General features: G+C 39.2%; 20 protein-coding genes. 18 read left to right on the top strand and 2 right to left on the bottom strand.

Annotation, left to right across the window (positions count from 1 at the left end; genetic code table 11):
• Positions 1–3 precede the first annotated feature (3 nt).
• Complete coding sequence (locus OXPF_RS17295) at positions 4–672, top strand: phosphatase PAP2 family protein (protein WP_054876484.1); 669 nt, start codon at positions 4–6, stop codon at positions 670–672.
• A gap of 30 nt (positions 673–702) precedes the next feature.
• Positions 703–855, top strand: a complete 153-nt coding sequence (locus OXPF_RS22630) for a hypothetical protein (RefSeq protein WP_160317257.1) — start codon at positions 703–705, stop codon at positions 853–855.
• A gap of 26 nt (positions 856–881) precedes the next feature.
• Here the strand turns inward: OXPF_RS22630 and asnB are convergent, their stop codons facing one another.
• Together asnB and OXPF_RS17285 are read right to left on the bottom strand one after the other, a co-directional pair.
• A complete protein-coding gene (gene asnB, locus OXPF_RS17290; RefSeq protein ID WP_054876483.1) occupies positions 882–2,723 on the bottom strand; it encodes an asparagine synthase (glutamine-hydrolyzing) in 1,842 nt (613 codons plus the stop codon).
• A 153-nt stretch (positions 2,724–2,876) separates the two neighbouring features.
• Entirely contained in the window at positions 2,877–3,731 is an 855-nt protein-coding gene (locus OXPF_RS17285; protein WP_054876482.1) for a homocysteine S-methyltransferase family protein, read from the bottom strand.
• Positions 3,732–3,913: 182 nt separating this feature from the next.
• On the opposite strand from OXPF_RS17285, the gene OXPF_RS17280 reads away from it, so the two are divergent.
• The 16 genes from OXPF_RS17280 (at position 3,914) to OXPF_RS17205 (ending at position 19,591) form a co-directional block, all read left to right on the top strand.
• Positions 3,914–4,891: a biotin--[acetyl-CoA-carboxylase] ligase gene (locus tag OXPF_RS17280; protein ID WP_054876481.1), complete on the top strand. Its 978-nt coding sequence runs from the start codon at positions 3,914–3,916 to the stop codon at positions 4,889–4,891.
• A 194-nt stretch (positions 4,892–5,085) separates the two neighbouring features.
• Entirely contained in the window at positions 5,086–6,018 is a 933-nt protein-coding gene (pyrB, locus tag OXPF_RS17275) for an aspartate carbamoyltransferase (RefSeq protein WP_054876480.1), read from the top strand.
• Positions 6,012–6,434, top strand: a complete 423-nt coding sequence (locus OXPF_RS17270; protein ID WP_054876479.1) for an aspartate carbamoyltransferase regulatory subunit — start codon at positions 6,012–6,014, stop codon at positions 6,432–6,434. The genes pyrB and OXPF_RS17270 overlap by 7 nt, the downstream gene beginning before the upstream one ends.
• Before the next feature lie 11 nt (positions 6,435–6,445).
• Positions 6,446–7,636 (top strand): dihydroorotase, encoded by a 1,191-nt coding sequence (locus OXPF_RS17265; protein ID WP_054876478.1) that lies wholly within the window; start codon positions 6,446–6,448, stop codon positions 7,634–7,636.
• 2 nt (positions 7,637–7,638) lie between these two features.
• Entirely contained in the window at positions 7,639–8,376 is a 738-nt protein-coding gene (locus OXPF_RS17260; protein ID WP_054876477.1) for a dihydroorotate dehydrogenase electron transfer subunit, read from the top strand.
• On the top strand, positions 8,369–9,265 hold the full coding sequence (locus OXPF_RS17255; RefSeq protein WP_054876476.1) for a dihydroorotate dehydrogenase: 897 nt from the start codon (positions 8,369–8,371) through the stop codon (positions 9,263–9,265). Before OXPF_RS17260 ends, OXPF_RS17255 begins: the two co-directional genes overlap by 8 nt.
• A gap of 218 nt (positions 9,266–9,483) precedes the next feature.
• Positions 9,484–10,053: an ECF transporter S component gene (locus OXPF_RS17250; protein ID WP_054876475.1), complete on the top strand. Its 570-nt coding sequence runs from the start codon at positions 9,484–9,486 to the stop codon at positions 10,051–10,053.
• A 46-nt stretch (positions 10,054–10,099) separates the two neighbouring features.
• A complete protein-coding gene (locus OXPF_RS17245) occupies positions 10,100–10,879 on the top strand; it encodes a type III pantothenate kinase (protein WP_054876474.1) in 780 nt (259 codons plus the stop codon).
• Between the two features lie 15 nt (positions 10,880–10,894).
• Entirely contained in the window at positions 10,895–11,866 is a 972-nt protein-coding gene (dusB, locus tag OXPF_RS17240) for a tRNA dihydrouridine synthase DusB (RefSeq protein WP_054876473.1), read from the top strand.
• A 105-nt stretch (positions 11,867–11,971) separates the two neighbouring features.
• Entirely contained in the window at positions 11,972–12,898 is a 927-nt protein-coding gene (locus OXPF_RS17235; RefSeq protein ID WP_054876472.1) for a hypothetical protein, read from the top strand.
• A gap of 35 nt (positions 12,899–12,933) precedes the next feature.
• Complete coding sequence (locus tag OXPF_RS17230) at positions 12,934–13,896, top strand: hypothetical protein (protein WP_054876471.1); 963 nt, start codon at positions 12,934–12,936, stop codon at positions 13,894–13,896.
• A gap of 426 nt (positions 13,897–14,322) precedes the next feature.
• Positions 14,323–14,805: a transcription elongation factor GreA gene (gene greA, locus OXPF_RS17225; protein ID WP_054876470.1), complete on the top strand. Its 483-nt coding sequence runs from the start codon at positions 14,323–14,325 to the stop codon at positions 14,803–14,805.
• A gap of 17 nt (positions 14,806–14,822) precedes the next feature.
• Positions 14,823–16,328 carry a lysine--tRNA ligase gene (lysS, locus tag OXPF_RS17220; RefSeq protein ID WP_054876469.1) on the top strand — a complete coding sequence of 502 codons (1,506 nt, stop codon included), beginning with the start codon at positions 14,823–14,825 and terminating at the stop codon, positions 16,326–16,328.
• 121 nt (positions 16,329–16,449) lie between these two features.
• On the top strand, positions 16,450–17,388 hold the full coding sequence (locus OXPF_RS17215) for a transketolase (protein ID WP_054876468.1): 939 nt from the start codon (positions 16,450–16,452) through the stop codon (positions 17,386–17,388).
• A gap of 15 nt (positions 17,389–17,403) precedes the next feature.
• Positions 17,404–18,411, top strand: a complete 1,008-nt coding sequence (locus OXPF_RS17210; RefSeq protein ID WP_054876467.1) for a transketolase family protein — start codon at positions 17,404–17,406, stop codon at positions 18,409–18,411.
• 28 nt (positions 18,412–18,439) lie between these two features.
• Positions 18,440–19,591 carry a RuBisCO large subunit C-terminal-like domain-containing protein gene (locus OXPF_RS17205; RefSeq protein ID WP_242854449.1) on the top strand — a complete coding sequence of 384 codons (1,152 nt, stop codon included), beginning with the start codon at positions 18,440–18,442 and terminating at the stop codon, positions 19,589–19,591.
• Positions 19,592–20,380 lie beyond the last annotated feature (789 nt).

Genomic DNA, 20,380 nt, shown 5'->3' with positions numbered 1-20,380 from the left:
CTTTTGAGGGGTATGCAGCTATTTTTATCACAGCACAAGCATTTTTATCTGTTGCTTTTATTAATACCTTATTTAATATTGTTCAAATACATCGAGGCTACAATTGTACCTAAATATATAATCCATATAGGCTTGGATGATAAGATACCCTTTATAAAAGAATTCATCATTCCCTATTTGATGTGGTTTGGGTATATGTTCTACGGAGTCATTTTTTTAGGTATTCATTCCAAATGGGATTTTTATAAATTGTTTGTTTTCGTGGCAGGGGGCATGTTCTTATGCTTAATACTTTATATAGTTTTCCCCAACGCCCAGGATTTAAGGCCAAAAGCATTGGGAGATGATATTTTCTCAAATTTGATAAAGCTTATGTATATGGTTGACACTCCCACAAACGTATGCCCCAGTATCCATGTCTTTGACACAATTGCCGTGGATATAGCCTTAAGAAAGTCGGAGCATTTTCGTAAAATAAAATACGGGAGAACAGTCTCTACAATTATATCCGTATCTATTTGTCTTTCTACTGTGTTTATCAAACAGCATTCGGCGCTGGATGCCATATATGCAGTTATAATGGTAATAATTTTTTATATTCCTATTTATATAATTTGGGAATCAAAAATAAAAGCATATCCTTCAAAAGAAGCTCTAAAGGAAGCAAGCTAGTTAAGGTGGCTGCTGAGTTAGAATAACGTAATGAGCATTGTAAGAGTTCTGAACAAGTTCTTGGTGACACTGCCACAGAAAATGCTTAGAGTTTTTGATTGTTTGAGCGAAGGAAGTTTAAAAACTCTTGTATTTTCAAGGCAGGGAGCCTTAGAACTTGCAGAATTCGAACATGGCGAATGAAGGATTCTAACTCAGCAGCCACATACTTATACTAGCTTAACTTTATATTCTTTCATCCATTCATTGATTTGTATAAAATAAGCGATTTGCTGAGGCCCCCGGAGCAGTTGGCCGTACCATGGCCTGACATGGTAGGAGCCGTCGGAGTTTATAATGTCATTAAGCTTATTTTTATCAATGAGCTGAAGTATCGGAGAAGTGCTGTCGTTAATTATATTGTTTGCCCAGTCTTTTACTATCTTTGTATATAAAGGATGATGAGTCTTGGGATAGGGGCTCTTTTTTCTTTCCACTATATCATCGGGAAGAATACCTTTAAGTACCATTCTTAAAAGTCCCTTTTCCCTTCCATTATACAATTTTATGCTGCGCGGAATATTGAAGGAATATTCAACAATCCTGTAGTCTGCATAGGGTACTCTTACCTCAAGGCTGTTTGACATGCTCATGCGGTCTTTTCTGTTTAAGAGGGTTAACATGAACCATTTCATATTGAGGTAGAAAAGCTCTCTCATCCGCCTGTCTTCCTTCGAGTCGTCGTCAAGGAAAGGAACTGCTTTTATACTTTCTTCATATTTTGAAGCCACATAATCCTCTATAGGAAGATGACTCAGTTCCGGTGATAAAATATCCTTTCTTAAGTCGAGGGACTTAGACCAGGGAAATGTAGTGGAATAAAAATCTTCATCCCTTGTATACCAGGGGTACCCGCCAAAAATTTCATCGGCGCATTCACCTGATAATGCCACAGTAGATTGTTTTCTCACCTCTTTGCAAAAGAGGTAAAGAGAAGAATCAATATCGGCATAACCAGGCAGGTCGTTGGCACGGACGGCATCTACCAATGCGTAAGCCAATTCATCAGTATTTATGATTATGTTTTGATGGTTGCTTGCTATGAATTGGGACATGCGCTCAGCATAAACTCTATCGGAATTCGGCTCAAAATCATTGGATTTAAAATAAAGCTCATTGTCCTTGTAGTCGATAGAAAATGTATTTAATATTCCACGGTTTTGTTTTTTGAAGTAATTTGCAGCTACCGCAGATATGGCGCTGGAATCAAGGCCGCCGGATAAAAAGGTACACACCGGAACATCTGATACAAGCTGCCGTTCAATTGCATCCACTACTAAAGACCTGGTATGCTCAACTGTTGTATCAAGGTCCTCGGTATGGGGTGCGCATTTAAGTTTCCAGTATTCTTTTGAACGAAGGCCGTCTTTGTCATAAATCATAAAATTGCCGGGGCATACCTCGTAAATATCTTTAAAAACCCCGCTTCCTAATGACCTTGCCGGACCTAAACCAAAAATCTCGCACAGTCCATTCTCGTCAATCAGGGGTTCTACCTGTGGGTGTGCAAGGAGAGTCTTAATTTCTGAAGCAAAGATAAAGGAACTGCCTTTTTGAGTATAGAATAAAGGCTTTACTCCCAAGGGATCTCTTGCAAGAAAAAGTCGATTTTTCTTATCATCCCATACCCCAAAGGCATATATTCCGTTTAAGTAATCAACGCAGCTTTCTCCCCATTCAATATAAGAAACCAAAAGCACTTCGGTATCGGAATAGGAATTGAAGCTATGTCCTTTTGATTTAAGCTCTGCTCTTAATTCTTCGGTATTATATAATTCTCCGTTATAAACAAGTGTATAGGTGCTGCCTTCTATATCCCTGGTCATGGGCTGAGCACCGCCTTCGGGGTCAACGACTACAAGACGCCTGTGGCCAAGCAAAACGTTTTTAGTTGTGTAATATCCCGTAGCATCAGGACCTCTTTTTCCCAATGTTAAAGTCATTTTTTCAATGGTTTCCTTATAGCCCGTCAAATTTTCTTTGAGGTTTATCCACCCTGCAATGCCGCACATAATGGTCATCTCCTCTTACTGATTTTCATTTTCAACTAATCTATCATATGAAAAACAATTGAAAAGGTGATATTAAAGGGGTAATTTATGCCTTCATATCTGAAGATAAAAAAATGCCTGGCTTCAAGTTGAAACCAGGTTTATTTCAAAATATTATAAACCGGACAAAGAGGATTTTATTGCCTTGATAAAATCCGGAGTGGTGCCGCAGCACCCTCCCAATATTTTTACGCCTTTTTTCTTCATTGTAACAATATACTCGGCAAATTCTTCGGGAGTTATGGCATATATTGCCTTGCCGTCGACAATTTTTGGAAGACCGGCATTGGGCTGAACCATAACAGGAACCTCGGATAAAGAAAGCATTTCATAAACTATGGGAAGCATATCCTTAGGACCTAATGAACAGTTTATGCCCAGTGCATCTACACCTGACTTTTGCATGGCTTCAACTATTGATTTTACATCATGGCCTACCAGTGTTTTGCCGTTAGCTTCAAAAGTAAAAGTACATATTACCGGAAGCTTGGTATTTTTTTTGGCTGCCAAAACAGCGCACTCTGCTTCATCTAAACTTGAGAAAGTTTCCATTAGTATCAGGTCGGCGCCTTCATCTTCTCCGGGGAGTATTGCGTCGGTAAATATCTTATATGCCCGATCTTTAGTTAATTCTCCTATTGGATCCATGAATTCACCCGTAGGGCCCACATCTAAGGCTACCAGTTTATCCTTGGCTGCCGACCGTGCAATTTTAACGCCTGCACGTACCAGACTTTCAACGCTGTATTCACAGCCTTTCAATCTTATTTCATTGGCGCCGAAGGTATTTGTCGTTACGGCATGGCTTCCTGCATCGATATATTGTTTGTGTATGCTTTCTATAAGATCGGGATTGGTAATATTCAGAGCCTCGGGATGCTCGCCTAATTTAAGGCCTCTTTGTAAAAGCATGGAACCCATGGCCCCGTCAAATAGAAGGTATGGTTTGTTTAAAATATCCAGACTCATTTTTTCAGCTCCTTTATCTAAACTATATTAATATTTGAAAACATAAGTTTTAATATCATTACAAAACTTTTTATTTTACTGTTACAGTGCTAGAATATTATTTATAGTATACATCAGAAGATTTCCGATGAAAAGTATTGGAAATACTCTATTATATAAACATAGGATGAGGCGGTGCCATTATGAAAGAAAAAATACTTGAAATAATAAAAGAAAGCATGGATTTTGTTTCGGGAGAAGAGATAAGCAAATCCCTTGGGGTGTCCAGAGCTGCCATATGGAAGCATATGAAGGCATTAAAAGAAGAAGGCTATATAATAGAAGCTGTTTCGAAAAAAGGATACAAGCTTTTAAAATCGCCGGATTTACTAACGCCTAAAGAGGTGTTGCCCTTGATTAATACCCGCTTCATAGGACGTGAAATTATATATTTTGATGTGACGGACAGCACCAACAATGTAGCCCGCCAATATGCAATGGAGGGTTTCAGTGAAGGGCTTGTGGTTATAGCCGAGGAGCAGACTAAAGGTAAAGGAAGATTGGGAAGGCCATGGGAAACAAAAAGCCGTCAATCCATAGCTTTTTCAGTTGTTTTAAGGCCTTTTATAAAACCCCAGGATGCACCGGGCATAACCATTGTTTTAGGGACTGCTGTCTGCAGAGCTTTAAGGAACATAACATCATTAAAGGCGGGTATAAAATGGCCTAATGATGTAATAATAAATGGGAAAAAAGTATGCGGTATTTTGACCGAAATGAGCTCCGAAGCCGATGCAGTAAATTACATAATCGCAGGTGTGGGTATTAATGTAAATACTTCTGATTTTCCCGAGGAGCTAAAAAATATTGCTACTTCCCTTAAAATCGAGGGAAAAAAGGAATATGAACGGAGAGTCTTATTAGCAGAGGTTTTATATCAGCTTGAAAGTTTATATAAGGATTTTAAAGAACAAGGTTTAAAAAATATTCTGGAGGAGTTTAAAAGCTATTCCGTCACGCTGAACAAAAGGGTTAAAGCAGCTTCCATAAAAGGGACCATTGAAGGATTAGCCTGTGACATAACCGGAGAAGGTCTTCTGGTAATCAGGCTTGATAACGGAGAAGAGAGAAAAATCGTGTCAGGAGACGTTTCGGTGAGAGGATTAGGTACATATGTGTGATTGGTCAATTGACTTTAAAGCCAATCCATGCTACTATTAAAAAAAACCTTTAAGCTGGTCCCGAGAGGCCGGGAAGGATGAACATAAATGATATACATTATATCAGGTCTTTTTATGCCTTCCCATAGCGGAAGGCTTTTTTGATGATGTAACCTTTAAATTAGTCCAGAGAGTCTAAAAAGGAGGAGAAAACTGTGTTAAAAGGAAGGCATTTAATAGACCCCATGGATTTTACAGTTGAAGAGATGGCGCAAGTTTTTGATCTGGCGGATAAAATTATAGAGGACCAGAGAAAATACGCCGATGTTTGCAAAGGGAAGCTCCTTGCGACCCTTTTTTACGAACCAAGTACCAGGACCAGATTCAGCTTTGAAGCTGCAATGCTTCGCCTTGGCGGTCAAGTGATTGGTTTTTCGGAACCTGGCTCCAGTTCGGTATCAAAAGGAGAGAGTATAGCCGATACCATACGTACGGTGGCATGCTATACCGATATAGCCGTTATGAGGCATCCTAAGGAAGGTGCACCGAAGGTAGCGTCCATGCATTCGGATATACCTGTTATAAATGCAGGTGACGGGGGGCATCAGCATCCTACCCAGACCTTGACGGATCTTTTGACCATAAGATCTGAAAAAAGAAGATTGACGGATCTTACCATAGGCCTTTGCGGGGATTTGAAATTCGGAAGGACTGTACACTCTCTGATAAAAGCAATGTCAAGGTACAGCAACAATAAATTTATATTGATATCACCGGATGAGCTTAAAATACCTGAATATATAAAAGAAATAATTCTTCAGAAAAACAATGTGGAATTTTTAGAATGCAAAAATTTAGAAAGCGTCATAGGAGACCTTGATATATTGTATATGACAAGGGTCCAGCGTGAGAGATTTGCCAATGAGGATGATTACTTAAGGCTTAAGGACAGCTATATATTAGACTGTGAAAAGATGAAAAAGGCAAACCCTGAGATGATGGTGCTGCATCCGCTGCCCAGGGTAAACGAAATTTCCTATGAAGTGGACAACGATAAAAGAGCGTATTATTTCAAACAGGCTAAATACGGCATGTTTGTAAGGATGGCATTGATTGCAAAATTATTGGGGGTGGATGAATTATGCTAACCATAAACAGTATAACCAACGGCATTGTTATCGACCATATAAAAGCAGGACTTGGAATGAAAATATTCAATTATTTAGGCTTGGACAAAACCGATTATACCGTGGCTCTTTTAATGAATGTCCCTAGCCAGAAGCTGGGGAGGAAAGACATAATAAAGATTGAAAACGCCATAGATTTTGATTTTACTGTATTAGGACTTATTGACCCAGATATCACAATAGACGTCATTGAAGGAGAGAAGATAAAAGAAAAGATTAAGGTACAGCCTCCTTCAAATGTAAAGGATATGCTGAAGTGCAAAAATCCAAGATGTGTAACTTCTGTAGAGAGCAATATAACGAATGGTTTTTACCTTGTAGATGCCTCCAAGGGAGAATACAGGTGTGAATACTGCGATGAAATTTACAAGCTTTAGGAGGCGGATACATGGAAGTCCTTATTAAGAATGGAAGGATAGTTGACTGCTCCCAGGATTTTATCGGCGATGTTTATATTAAAGACGGAATTATAAATGAAATTGGAAAAAACTTAAACAAGGATTGTGAAACAATAAATGGGGAAGGGCTGTTGCTCCTTCCCTCCTTTATAGATTTACATGCCCACATGAGAGACCCGGGGCTTACCTATAAGGAAGATTTGCTCTCAGGAAGCAAAGCTGCTGTAAGAGGCGGATACACGGCAGTAAATTTAATGGCCAACACAAATCCTGTAGTAAGCACCATGGAAACTGTGAACTATGTATTAAATAAAGCGCAGCAAATAGGACTGGTTGATATTTTTCAGGCTGTTTCAATTACAAAAGATTTTAACGGTGTTGATATAGACCACCTGGACAGAATTGATTCTTCGGTAAAGGTAATTTCCGACGATGGGAAAGGGGTGTTAAACGACAGTGTAATGTATAAAGCCATGATAAAAGCTAAAGAAAAGGGCTTTGTAATACTGTCCCATGCAGAAAACAGCGACATGACCCCCCATGATACCAGAATGGCAGAGGATTTGATGACCATAAGGGATTTGTATCTTGCAAGACATACGGGATGCCATCTTCATATGGCTCATGTCAGCACCAAAGAATCAATGGAAGAAATCATAAGGGCGAAAAAGATGGGTTATAGCATTACCTGCGAAGTGTCACCCCACCATCTTGCACTGACGGATGATATCGATTATCGGGTAAATCCTCCCTTGAGAAAAAAAGAGGATGTTGACTGTTTGATTTACGCATTAAGAGAGGGATGGGCAGATGCAATTGCGACAGACCATGCACCCCACAGCATTGAAGATAAAAAAAAGGGCTCACCGGGAATTTCAGGCATAGAGACAGCCTTTTCATTTTCTTTTACAAAGCTTGTTAAGAAAGGACATATAAGTCTTAATAAGCTGAGTGAAGTAATGTCAAAAAAACCTTCGAGAATTCTTGGCCTTAACAAAGGTGAAATAAAAATAGGATATGACGGAGATGTGGTCCTAGTGGATATCGATAATATGTATAAGGTGCAGGCAGATGAATTTCAATCCAAGGGTAAAAATACTCCAATCGACGGGATGGAGCTTTACGGCATAGTAATAAGGACAATTAAGGGCGGAAAAACTGTCTATAGTCTGGAGGGATAAAGATGATATCCTATCATAAATACAGTGTTTGTGAAAATGAAATTGTTTCAAAAGGCATATACAAGCTGTCTGTTAAAGGAAGCTTTGAAGGCAAGCCAGGGCAGTTTTATATGCTGAGGGCATGGGGGACTGAGCCCATACTTTCAAGGCCCATAAGCATACACGATAAAATTAAGGATAAAATATCCTTTTTATATGAGGTAAAAGGCAGGGGCACAGTACAATTTAGCAGCCTTGATACAGGGGATGAAATTGAGCTTTTAGGGCCTTTGGGCAATGGTTTTGATTTATCAGGATTAAAGGGTAAAGTGGCACTGGTAGCCGGAGGAATAGGTGTTGCTCCCATGTTTTATACAGCCAAAGAATTAAAGGGTGTAAGCTTGGATTTATATGCAGGCTTCAGGGACGATACTTATATAATAGAAGATTTTAGGAAGTATGTTGACAGCATAAAATTTTCAACAGATACTGGAAAGTCTGGCCATAAGGGTTTTATAACGGATATCTTTGACCCAAGTGTATATTCTTCCGTCCTTTGTTGCGGCCCTGAAATTATGATGAAAAAAGTGGTTGAAATGTGTAATGCAGGGGATGTGCCTGTGTACATTTCCATGGAGAAGCATATGGCCTGCGGAATAGGAGCATGCCTGGTATGTGCCTGCAAGACTAGAGAAGGTAATAAAAGGGCGTGCAAGGATGGCCCGGTTTTTAACGGAAAGGATGTGCTCTTTGATGCTTAATGTTAATATTTGCGGAATAGAGTTTAAAAATCCCCTTATTGCCGCGTCAGGTACCTTCGGATTCGGGCGGGAATACAAGGAACTCTTTGATATATCCCGCTTAGGGGGTATTTCATCAAAGGGGCTTACTTTAAATAAAAAAGAAGGCAATAACGGACTAAGGATATATGAGACATCAAGCGGAATATTAAACAGCGTGGGCCTGCAAAACCCGGGGGTCGACGGGTTTATAAAAGATGAGCTTCCATTTATGAAAAGCCTTGACACTGTTGTCATAGCCAACCTTGGCGGAGGAACAATAGAAGAATATATAAAGGGGATTGAAAAGCTGAATGATACCGATGTGGATATGGTTGAGCTTAATATTTCCTGCCCCAATGTTAAAAGCGGAGGTATGGCCTTTGGCATAAAATGTGCCGATGCCTTTGATATAGTTTCAAAGGTAAGGGATATATGTAAAAAACCTCTCATGGTAAAGCTTTCTCCCAATGCAGAGGATATAGTTAAAATGGCAATAACCTGCGTTGAGGCGGGGGCAGATGTACTTTCTCTGGTAAATACCTTTAAAGCCATGGCCATTGATATTAAAAGAAGAAAGCCGGTATTTGACAACATTACGGCCGGACTCTCAGGACCTTCCATTAAACCTATTGCCCTTAGGATGGTATATGAGGTGGCAGGAGCAGTTGATGTTCCCGTTGTAGGAGTGGGCGGCATTATATCTTCCCAGGATGCTCTGGAATTTATAATGGCAGGAGCAGCTGCAGTGCAGGTAGGAAGCGGCAACTTCATAAAGCCTGATATTTGTATTGATATTATCGACGGGATAGAAAAATTCATGATTGGAGAAAATATAAAAAGTTTAGGCGAGATAAGAGGAATTATATAATTATAAGCTCTTAGAGTATATAGTTTTTGTAATATTTTGTTAACTATTCTCTTTTGAAATCCATATAGCTCATTGAGGCTATAGCATATTTAAAAAAACAAGATTTTATGGTAACATAGACTTGTAAAGCCGGCATCAAAAATTGAGCCGGACTACAAAAAATTTATTTATTAATTTGTCCGGTATCTTAAAAAGAACTGGAACAGGAGGTTTTAAAAATGAAAAATGCAGTAAATGCTACCAGTCAGTCTTCCTTCAACACGAGGAAATTGACAACTATAGCCTTGCTTGGTGCTATAGCAGCAGTAATGAGTCTGACTCCTTTTGGATTCATACAGGTAGGAGTTATACGAATCACATTTATGCACATACCCGTTATAGTCGCTGCCATATTGGAGGGACCTCTTGCCGGAGCGGCAGTAGGCCTGATATTTGGAGTAGCCAGTCTTGTAAGCAATCTTTCCACTCCCCTTGCCCCGGTATTTCTCAATCCGATGGTATCAATTGTGCCCAGAATACTGATAGGCGTGCTTTCAGCCTATATATACAGGGCATCAAAAAGTTCAATTTTAGCTGCTGTTGTAGGTACAGCCACCAACACTGTGGGAGTACTTGGAATGATTTATTTAGTGGCAGCGCAGCAGTTTGCCAATATCAGGGGAATAACCATGGATAATTTAGGGAAGGTGCTTTTAGGCGTTGCAGCCACTAACGGTTTAGCCGAGATTGCAGTTGCTGTTGTGTTAATTGCAGCAATAGTGAAGGCATTGAACAGAACCAGAAAATGATGTAAGGCAGACTTTTGTCTGCCTTAATTAATATGGAGGAAAAATTATGTTGTTTGTAATTGATGTTGGCAATACTAATATTGTATTGGGCATTTTAGAAGGTAATAAGCTTTTAAAAGATTGGAGGATGTCTACGAATATACCTAGAACCTCCGATGAATTCGGTATTACGGTTAAGTCTCTCTTTGAAAGCAGCGGGTATAGTATGGACATGATAGATGGGGTTATAATATCCTCCGTTGTTCCCAATATTATGTATTCTTTTGAACATATGATAAAGAAATATTTTGATATTGACCCTGTTGTGGTAGGGCCCGGGGTAAAGACGGGTATAAATATTAAATATGATAACCCCAAGGAAGTGGGAGCGGACAGAATTGTAAATGCCGTGGCAGCCCATGAAATATATGGAGGTCCTTTGATTATAATAGACTTTGGTACGGCTACCACATTTTGCGCTGTTACTGCAGGCGGCGATTACTTAGGGGGAGCCATAGTGCCCGGTATAATAATATCCAGTGAGGCTTTATTTTCAAGAGCCGCCAAGCTTCCAAGGATAGAGCTTGTAAAGCCACATTCAATTATATGCAAGAATACGGTACAGAGCATGCAATCGGGTATAATATACGGATATGCAGGCCAGGTTGAATATATAGTGAAGAAAATGAAGGAAGAGATGAAAAAATACGATGAAAAAGAGCCTTATGTCGTAGCAACAGGAGGGTTATCAAGGCTTATTGCATCGATAACCTCATCTATAAATGAAGTAAACGGGTATCTGACGTTAGAAGGATTGAGGATAATATACGAAAAAAACAAGGAATAGGCCCGGTGAATTTATATGAAGATAGGCAGTATTGAATTTGAAAATAATGTTTTTTTAGCCCCCATGGCGGGTGTTACAGATAAACCCTTCAGAGTCATATGTAAAGAGCTGGGCTGCGGTTTTGTATATACTGAGATGGTAAGTTCAAAAGGGCTTTATTATAACAGCTCAAAGACCCATCTCATGCTGGATATCCATGAGAAAGAGGCGCCTGCAGGAGTTCAGCTTTTCGGCTCCGACCCCGGAATAATGGGCGAGATGGCAGGCCTGGTGAGCAGGGATGAGCGGGTGAGTATAATTGATATTAATATGGGCTGCCCGGCACCTAAGATTGTAAAAAATTGTGAAGGTTCTGCCCTTATGAAGGATACGGACCTTGCATCACGAATAATTAAAAGCGTGGTTAAAGGTTCAAAGGTACCCGTAACCGTTAAATTCAGAAAGGGCTGGGATGATAATAGCATAAATGCCGTCGAATTTGCAATTATGGCAGAGGAGAGCGGGGCCAGTGCCGTAACTGTTCATGGAAGGACAAGAGCCCAGATGTATGAAGGCCATGCAGACTGGAATATAATAAAGGAAGTAAAAAAGGCTGTTAAAATTCCTGTCATAGGAAATGGGGATGTTTTTTCACCTCAGGCGGCTAAAGGACTTTTAGAAGAAACTCTCTGTGACGGAATATTGATTGCCAGGGGGGCTATGGGTAACCCCTGGATTTTTAGACGGACAATACATTATCTGAAAACCGGTGATTTAATTCCTGAGCCGTCTCCTTCCGAAAGAATTCAGACGGCAGTAGATCATATAAATATGATGGTGGATTATAAAGGCGAGGTTAACGGGATTAAAGAAATGAGAAAGCATGTGGCCTGGTATATTAAAGGCCTGAAAAATTCCACCGATGTCAAAAACATGGTGAATACTATAAATGCACAAAAAGAAATGGTTGATGTTCTGGAAAGATATAAAATGGCATTTGAGAATTAAGTTTTTTATACTCCCATGTTTAAGGGAGTATTTTTTTTATATAAAATGGCAATAAGTTAATTATACTTGGATTTAATTATTATGAGTTCCTGGGAGGAAGGACACATGAAAAGAGTTGTTTCGGTAAGCCTGGGTTCATCTGCAAGGGACCACAGGGTTATAGCTAATATAATGAACGAAGAATTTGAAATAGAAAGAATAGGGACAAACGGCAGTATGGAAAAGGCCATAAAATTGATAGAGCAACTGGATGGCAAAGTTGCTGCTTTTGGCATGGGCGGTATTGATTTATACTTAAACAGCGGAAATAAAAGATATATTATAAAGGATGCAAAGCCTATAAATGCAGCGGCAAAAATATCTCCCATACTGGACGGAAGTTTTGTAAAGAATACCCTGGAGAGAAAAGTAATAAAATATATAAGGGATAAGGGAATTGTTGATTTTAAAAACAAGAATGTACTTTTGGTATGCGGTCTTGACAGATTTGGAATGGCAGAAGCTATTACACAGGAAGGAGCGCTTTTAACCTTTGGAGATTTGATATTTTCCATTGGATTGGATTACCCTATACATTCCATAAAGGCATTGCAGCTTATTGCCGGCATACTTGCACCTATTATATGCAGAATGCCTTTTGAAATGATATATCCTACCGGGGAAAAGCAGCATGAAAAAAATTATAAATATACGAAATACTTTCATGAGAATGAAATAATCGCGGGAGATTTCCTGTATATAAAAAGATATATGCCGGATGATATGAAGGATAAGATCGTAATTACAAATACGGTAACGGCTAAGGATATAGAAGAACTTAACAAAAGCGGAGTTAAGCTTTTAATCACTACTACACCTGAGCTTGACGGACGGTCCTTTGGGACCAATGTAATTGAAGCGGTACTTACGGCAATATCGGGTAAGAAGCCGGGGGATATTAAGGAAGAAGAGTTTGACAACCTAATTGATATGGCTGGGTTTATACCCAGAGTTGAGCATTTTGGAAAGTATGAAGAGCAGGCTTTTAAATAAAGTGAATTTAAGGAATATCAAGAGCAGGTGATGACTTGGGAAAATTCAGCATTTTATCTTTAGCAACGGAAGATGAATTTTCTGAAAGGTATAGAACCTTGAATATCATGGGAAAGAAGATGAAGGATTTTTTACTGCCCCGCATGCCGGGATATATAGCAGGGACAATAACTGACTTCGGAGTGGAGGGTTTTAATGTCTCAGGCTGCAGAATATGCATGCCGCCATACAAATGCGATAAGGATGGTATAAGAAAGATCCTTAGAAAGGCCAGAACTTTTGGGGGAGATATTCTGGTATTGGAGCCGGAAGTTTCAAAGATATCCTTGGAGAAGGCATCTAATATGATAGTTTCCAAAGGGACATTTTATACGCCCTATACATTTATAAATGCAGTTAAATCCGTTGCATCCTTGATGGGCATTGATTTTATGCGCAGCAACATAGTTATTGCAGATGCCTATACCGAGGGGGGCATTATAATCACTGAGCTTTTACTGAACGAGGTATTATATCTTACATTATGCACCGTAAATAGGGATAAGCTTTTAATGAAACTTACGGAATATATCAGAAAAAGCGGGCTCTCCCCTGCAGTTGCCGGAAATTACAAAAAGGCCATGGTTAACTGTGACATACTTATATACGCGGGAGGTGCGGATATAAGGGAGCTTATAAGCTATTCAAACAGGAAGATTCTAATTGCAAACCTGACGGGAGAAGGTATAAGGGTTGACAAGGATGTATTAGCGATTGATGACGTTCTTTTAAAAGGCAGCAATAAATCTGCAATAAACGGAGAAGAGGATATGAGGTATTTTACATCCAGGGTATGGGAAGGGGCTCTTTTAACTAAGGTTGACGGCATTCCTAAACACCCGGATTTTAAATTCTCCACACAATTGGGTAAAATGGCAGAAAAGCTGGGAATAGGCATGAAGGCTGTAATAAGCAAAGGAAAAACGCTGGATAGGGAAGACATTTACAAATATAGATAATGTTATCTAATTAATCCGTGCAATCCTTCGAGTGTATTTATTGGTAAAGGTATAAAATTATTGACAATTAATTTCCTGTGTTTTATAATAACAGCAATGAATTTAAAAGGACATCATGCAAGCACTGTAAAGATGATTCTTTACAGTGCTTGCTATAATTATGCTTTAACCATAATAAAACAATATTGGTCATCTCCGTAAAATTTAATGTAATACGCATTGAAATCGGCTTTTGTCAATGGCTTGCATGCTGTGTTGGTGATGTAATGTAATTGAATAAATTTAAAATATATGCATATATTAACCGCATATGAAATAGTTTTAGTATTAAGAAAGAACGGGATGCGTTTCTTTACCTTTCAAGTCTATATAATAATATAGGCTTGTTCTATAAATACTATTATTGTGTCAAAAGGGGAGAATAAAATGGGCGAAACAGGAAAACAGGTGGTTCTGACATACGAAGGAGTTAAAAAGCTGGAAGAGGAATTGGAATACCTGAAAACGGTTAAGAGAAAAGAGATAACTCAAAAGATAAAAACCGCTCTGTCTTTTGGTGACTTAAGTGAAAACTCGGAATATGATGAGGCAAAGAACGATCAGGCCTTTGTAGAAGGAAGAATCGCGCTTCTTGAAAATATGCTGAAATCAGCAAAAGTCATAGATGAAGACGATATTACTACGGACAAGGTAAATGTGGGTTGTACCGTAAAGGTTAAAGATGTTGAATTCGATGATGATATAGAATATACAATTGTAGGTTCTGCAGAAGCAGACCCGGGCAAGCTTAAAATATCCAACGAATCTCCCGTAGGCAGAGGCCTTATGGGCAAAAAGGTGGGAGACGAAGTTGAAATAAGCGTCCCTGACGGGATTATCAAATACGTGATTTTAGAAATTAAGAAGTAATATGGGGGTTTAGTTCCATGTCAAACGAAGAAGTAAATTTTGCGGCACTTGAAGAAGAGTATAATGAATTAATAAAGCAAAGAAGGCAAAAATTAAGCGATCTTCAGGCAAAGGGAGATGATCCCTTTGATACGTACACTTATGATGTAACTCATTCCTCGAAACAGATAAAGAATGGGTTTGATACTCTCGAAGGTGCCGAGGTGTCTGTTGCAGGAAGGCTGCTCTCAAAAAGGGTCCAGGGGAAAGCTGGTTTTTCAGACCTTTATGACAGATATGGCAAAATTCAGCTTTATTTAAAGATAAATGATTTAGGGGAAGAAAAATTAAAATTCTTTAAAACTTTAGATATTGGAGATATTATCGGTGTTAAGGGTGTGGTATTTAAAACCCACGCCGGCGAAATATCCATCCATGTAAAAGATTTTACCCTTTTAACGAAATCCCTGATGACTCTTCCGGAAAAATGGCACGGCTTGAAGGATCCGGATTTAAGATACAGGCAAAGATACGTGGATTTGATAATCAATCAGGAAGTAAGGGAAACCTTCTTGAAAAGAACTGAAATAATTAAATCCATAAGGCGCTTTTTAGACAACAGGGATTATATAGAAGTGGAGACGCCTATACTTTCTGCAATTGCAGGAGGCGCCGCTGCAAGGCCTTTTATAACACATCACAATACATTGGATATAGATATGTATCTTAGAATAGCAACGGAGTTGTATTTAAAAAGGCTTATAGTAGGCGGTTTTGAAAGGGTATATGAAATAGGAAAAAACTTCAGAAATGAAGGTATGGATATAAGGCATAATCCTGAATTCACAATGATAGAGCTGTATGAAGCATATGCGGATTACAACGATATGATGGAATTGACAGAAAACATGCTGGCTCAAGTGTGCCTGGATGTTTTAGGGACTACAAAGGTTGTCTATCAGGGTACAGAAATTGATTTTAAACCGCCCTGGAGAAGACTTACAATGATGGATGCTGTGAAGGAATACGCAGGAATAGACTTCAATGGAGTAAAGAGTGATGAAGAGGCAAGAGAAATTGCTAAAAATCATAAATTGGATCTTAAAAAGAAGCTTCAGGATTGCACAAAGGGAGATATTTTAAACGCCCTCTTTGAGGAGTATGCGGAAAGCAAGCTTATACAGCCTACTTTTCTCCTGGATTATCCAGTTGAAATATCGCCTCTTACAAAGAAGAAGAGAGGGAATCCCGAGCTGACCGAAAGGTTCGAAGCTTTCATCTACGGAAGGGAAATTGCAAATGCCTATTCGGAGCTCAATGACCCTATAGTTCAAAAAGAAAGATTCCTTCAGCAGATAAGGGAAAGAGAATTAGGCGATGATGAAGCATACATGATGGATGATGATTTTATCAATTGCCTTGAAATAGGTATGCCGCCTACAGGAGGATTGGGAATAGGAGTAGACAGGATAGTAATGTTTTTGACTGACTCTTATTCAATAAGAGATGTAATATTATTTCCGACAATGAAACCCAGAGACTAAATAAAAGCCGGCCTTATGGCCGGCTTAATTTATATGAATGACTCATTGCTTTTGAAGGATAATTATGTTAGTGTTTGAATAGAAAAATTTGATATATATCTAAAGAAGGGTATGGTATCTGGTGTTTGAAGGTAAAAAAAATAAGCCTGTTTCATGGCAGGATGAAGTGTATAAAGCGGCAAATAAAATAAGAGAACTTGTTATGGAGCATACCATAAAGAATAAGGGAGGATATATAAGCCAGGCCTGTTCATCGGCTGAGATATTTGCCACCCTTTACTTAAGGATAATGAATCTGGAAAAGCTTGATAAGCCCCTTATACCCGGGAGGTTTCAGGGGACTCCGGGACAGGGGAAAGACCGTATAAGCGGTTCAATATATAACGGGGCAAAGGGACCTTTCTATGACAGATTTATATTATCGCCTACCCATTATTCCCTTGTGCTCTACGCTGCGCTTATTGCTGCAGGGCGTATGGATCCAGATGGGCTTTTAGAGTTTAATAAGGATGGCAGTGTAGTGGAAATGATAGGAGCCGAGCATTCTCCGGGAATGGAAGTTATGACCGGCTCACTAGGTCAGGGAATAAGCCAGGGAGCAGGAATAGCCCTGGCGAGAAAACTAAAAGGAGAGACCGGGAGAGTAGTGCTCTTCATGTCTGACGGCGAATGCCAGTCGGGGCAATTCTGGGAAGCGGTTCAGGCAGCTTCATTTCATAAGCTGGATAATATGCTATTCTATGTGGATGTGAACGGTTATCAGTGCGACGGAAAAATGGAGGATGTTATGAATATAGAACCCTTCGACAAAAGGCTGGAGTCTTTCGGAGCCCGGGTTTTTCGGGTTGACGGGCATGATGTGGAGGCCCTTAGTGCGTTGGGGAATCTTAAGCCTGACGGAAGGCCTACATTTATATTGTGCGATACCGATGCCACAAGAGGAATAGATATACTTAAAAAAAGAGGTTCTAAAATGCACTATGTCAGGTTTGTTTCAGAAGATGAAAGAGAAGAGTACAGGCTGGCTTTTGAGAAAATAAAAAGCTCTGATGCATTGTAAACCGGAGGTTATAATATGGAGATATTATCTAAAGTTCATGCGAAAAACCTTATCAGGTGGGCGAAAAATAAACCTAAAGTGCTGGTTCTTTCAGCTGATTTGACAAGTTCCGTTGAGATTGACTTATTCAGAGATACATACCCTGAGCGCTTTTTTTCCATGGGTATTGCAGAGCAAAATATGTTAAGCTTTGCAGGCGGATTGGCTAGGGAAGGATTTATTCCCTTTGTACATACCTTTGGGGTTTTCATATACAGAAGGGCTTATGATCAGATTGCGATGTCCGTTGCTTATCCCAATCTTCCCGTAAAGATGTTTGGGTTTTTACCCGGAGTGATGACACCGGGGGGAGCTACCCACCAGGCTATAGAGGATATTTCGGTAATGCGCTCCCTCCCTAATATGACTATACTTGAATGCGGTGATGTCACAGATGTGGAATCGGTTTTGGATGTGGCGCATTCAATAGACGGTCCCGTTTATATAAGGATTCTGAGAGGCGAGATACCCAGGCTCTTTGAAAGCAACGAGCCTATGGTTTTCAATAAGGCAAGGACGCTCTGTGAAGGAAATGATATAGTAGTGCTTTCAAGCGGTATATGCACCGAAGAAGCCCTTCGTGCCGTACAGGCATTAAAAGCAAAAGGGATATCAATTAAGCATATGCATATTTCCACCCTTAAGCCTTTTAATGATCCTCCGGTAATAGAAGCAATAGAAAAATCAAAATACGGTGTTATAACAATAGAAAATCATTCAGTCGTGGGCGGTCTTGGAACTATTATTGCAGAAGAAATAGCCAAGGCAGGTATAGGTAAAAAGCTCGTTAAGGTAGGTCTTAGGGATACTTTTGTTCATGGCGCAAGCAAGCAATATTTAATGAAAGAATACGGGATTGATGCCATGGCCCTTATATATGAGGTAGAAAAGCTATTGGGGGCAAAATTTGATATAAAAGAGGAAGAGCTTTCTAAAGCTTTTGTAGCTGCGGTTCACAGTGATGCCAAAGCAGAGGCCTTGTAAATTTACTTAAAGCATGGAGGAAAGATTAGTGTTTTTTAATGGTATTTCTGACTATAAATTATCGGGTGAAAGATTTGCTGTTGAATACAGGATTTACGGAAATGAAAGTGAGGCCTATGCAAAGGCAAAGGATATATGCATTGAACAGACGGTGGAATTTCCTGAGGAACTGGTGCCGGAAGGTTTTATACGGGATTTTATTGTAGGAAAGATAGAATACTTTAAACCCTATGATGATAATTCCTTTAAGGTAAAAATAAGCTTTTGCATAGAAAGTGCCGCAGGAGAACTTACTCAGCTTTTAAACGTCATTTTCGGAAACATAAGCATAAAGCCGGAAATTAAGGTGGAAAACATAGAATTGCCTCAATCAATATTGTCTTTATTTAAAGGGCCCAGGTTCGGAAGGGAAGGGATAAGAAAGCTCTTAAAAATTGAAAAACGCCCCATATTGTTCACAGCCTTAAAGCCTATGGGAATTTCAGCAAAGGATATGGCTGAGCTTGCCTATAAATTTGCATTGGGGGGAATCGATATAATTAAAGATGACCACGGGATTTCCAATCAGCCCTTTTCCCCTTTTGAAGAACGAGTTAAGCTATGCACTGAGGCCGTCAGAGCAGCCAATATAAAGACAGGGAATAATGCAATTTATGTCCCTAATATAACTGCTCCATATGAAGAGGTGATGGGAAGGGCCGAATTTTCTAAGAAAATTGGCGCGGGGGGCCTTTTGATTTCGCCGGGGTTATCGGGTTATGATATAATGAGGCAAATTGCCTGTGATGATAATATAAGACTTCCCATATTCAGCCATCCGGCTTTCCAAGGTACATATGTTATGGGAAGGGAAGGAATATCTCATGGAGTGCTGTTCGGACAAATAGCAAGGCTGGCAGGGGCAGACGGTACAATCTATCCTAACTTTGGAGGCCGGTTCTCCTTCACCCGTGAAGAGTGCGAAGATATATCAAGAAGAACAGAAGAGCCTATGGGGGATATAAAATCCATATTTCCCTGTCCGGCAGGTGGAATGAGTCTATCCAGTATACCTGAATCTTTAAAAGTATACGGTAATGATGTTATATTCCTGGTAGGGAGCGGACTTTTTAAAAATGGACCTGATATTATAGAGAGCAGCCGCTATTTTCGTGATATTATTGATAAGCATTATGTTTAATCGATAGGCATAAATTATCCTTAAAACAAAGACAAAAGCAATAGAACTCCTTTTAAAAAAATTATTCTAATTTCATCAACGAACGGATATCAGATGGAAGATACGAAAACGCTTCCGGGTCACTGAATAAGTGGTCCGAAAGCGTTAATATCTTCTTAGTTGCTGTATTATTTTCTTGATAAAAATTTTATAATGCGAAACAACAAAAATATAATAACTATTATTAATACAATAATAAGTAATTCTACTGCACCTATACTTTTATTCATTTTAATTACCTTTCATTTTAGCATGGCCTACTATGACTATAATTAACCTTGATATTATTTGAATAACCCGCTTAACTGTATTATATATTTATATATTACTTTGTGTCAAGTGTTTCCAATGTAAGAAAATATGCACAGGCGCAGAAGCAATAATTTTTAAGAAGTTCTTAACTAAATTACATTATCCGGGGGGGACCTCTTCTAGGCATAAATCGTCCTTTGCCAATACATAAAAAAACCAAAAAGGATTTTGAAAAAAGCGATTGACATCAAAAATAAAAGGTGATAAGATAGTTATTGTCGCTGGTTAAGCGACGATTCAATGGTCCTTGAAAATTGAACAGTGTGAGAGATTGTGTGAAGCGTTTCAGGTAAGACTGAAACAACCCAAATTAATTATCATGGATAATGAGTTATCTTCGATAATTAGTCACAATATCTTTTGAGAAACCTAGAACAGTAATTAATAGCTAGTTAAGTCTAGCTAGGAAATAAACTTAACATGAGAGTTTGATCCTGG

The sequence above is a fragment of the Oxobacter pfennigii genome (genome assembly GCF_001317355.1).
Classification (GTDB): Bacteria; Bacillota; Clostridia; order Clostridiales; family Oxobacteraceae; genus Oxobacter; species Oxobacter pfennigii.
This window is presented reverse-complemented; position numbering and strand designations above follow the sequence as displayed.

Excerpts from the sequence above, each read along its gene's own strand:
- asnB (WP_054876483.1), bottom strand. The coding sequence starts at position 2,723 with ATGTGCGGCATTGCAGGGTGGATAAACCTCAAAGAAAATTTGACGGGC.
- OXPF_RS17245 (WP_054876474.1), top strand. The coding sequence starts at position 10,100 with ATGTTGTTTGTAATTGATGTTGGCAATACTAATATTGTATTGGGCATT.
- OXPF_RS17265 (WP_054876478.1), top strand. The coding sequence starts at position 6,446 with ATGGAAGTCCTTATTAAGAATGGAAGGATAGTTGACTGCTCCCAGGAT.
- OXPF_RS17280 (WP_054876481.1), top strand. The coding sequence starts at position 3,914 with ATGAAAGAAAAAATACTTGAAATAATAAAAGAAAGCATGGATTTTGTT.
- OXPF_RS17260 (WP_054876477.1), top strand. The coding sequence starts at position 7,639 with ATGATATCCTATCATAAATACAGTGTTTGTGAAAATGAAATTGTTTCA.
- OXPF_RS17250 (WP_054876475.1), top strand. The coding sequence starts at position 9,484 with ATGAAAAATGCAGTAAATGCTACCAGTCAGTCTTCCTTCAACACGAGG.
- OXPF_RS17210 (WP_054876467.1), top strand. The coding sequence starts at position 17,404 with ATGGAGATATTATCTAAAGTTCATGCGAAAAACCTTATCAGGTGGGCG.
- OXPF_RS17270 (WP_054876479.1), top strand. The coding sequence starts at position 6,012 with ATGCTAACCATAAACAGTATAACCAACGGCATTGTTATCGACCATATA.
- OXPF_RS22630 (WP_160317257.1), top strand. The coding sequence starts at position 703 with ATGAGCATTGTAAGAGTTCTGAACAAGTTCTTGGTGACACTGCCACAG.
- OXPF_RS17255 (WP_054876476.1), top strand. The coding sequence starts at position 8,369 with ATGCTTAATGTTAATATTTGCGGAATAGAGTTTAAAAATCCCCTTATT.
- greA (WP_054876470.1), top strand. The coding sequence starts at position 14,323 with ATGGGCGAAACAGGAAAACAGGTGGTTCTGACATACGAAGGAGTTAAA.
- OXPF_RS17285 (WP_054876482.1), bottom strand. The coding sequence starts at position 3,731 with ATGAGTCTGGATATTTTAAACAAACCATACCTTCTATTTGACGGGGCC.
- dusB (WP_054876473.1), top strand. The coding sequence starts at position 10,895 with ATGAAGATAGGCAGTATTGAATTTGAAAATAATGTTTTTTTAGCCCCC.
- OXPF_RS17235 (WP_054876472.1), top strand. The coding sequence starts at position 11,972 with ATGAAAAGAGTTGTTTCGGTAAGCCTGGGTTCATCTGCAAGGGACCAC.
- lysS (WP_054876469.1), top strand. The coding sequence starts at position 14,823 with ATGTCAAACGAAGAAGTAAATTTTGCGGCACTTGAAGAAGAGTATAAT.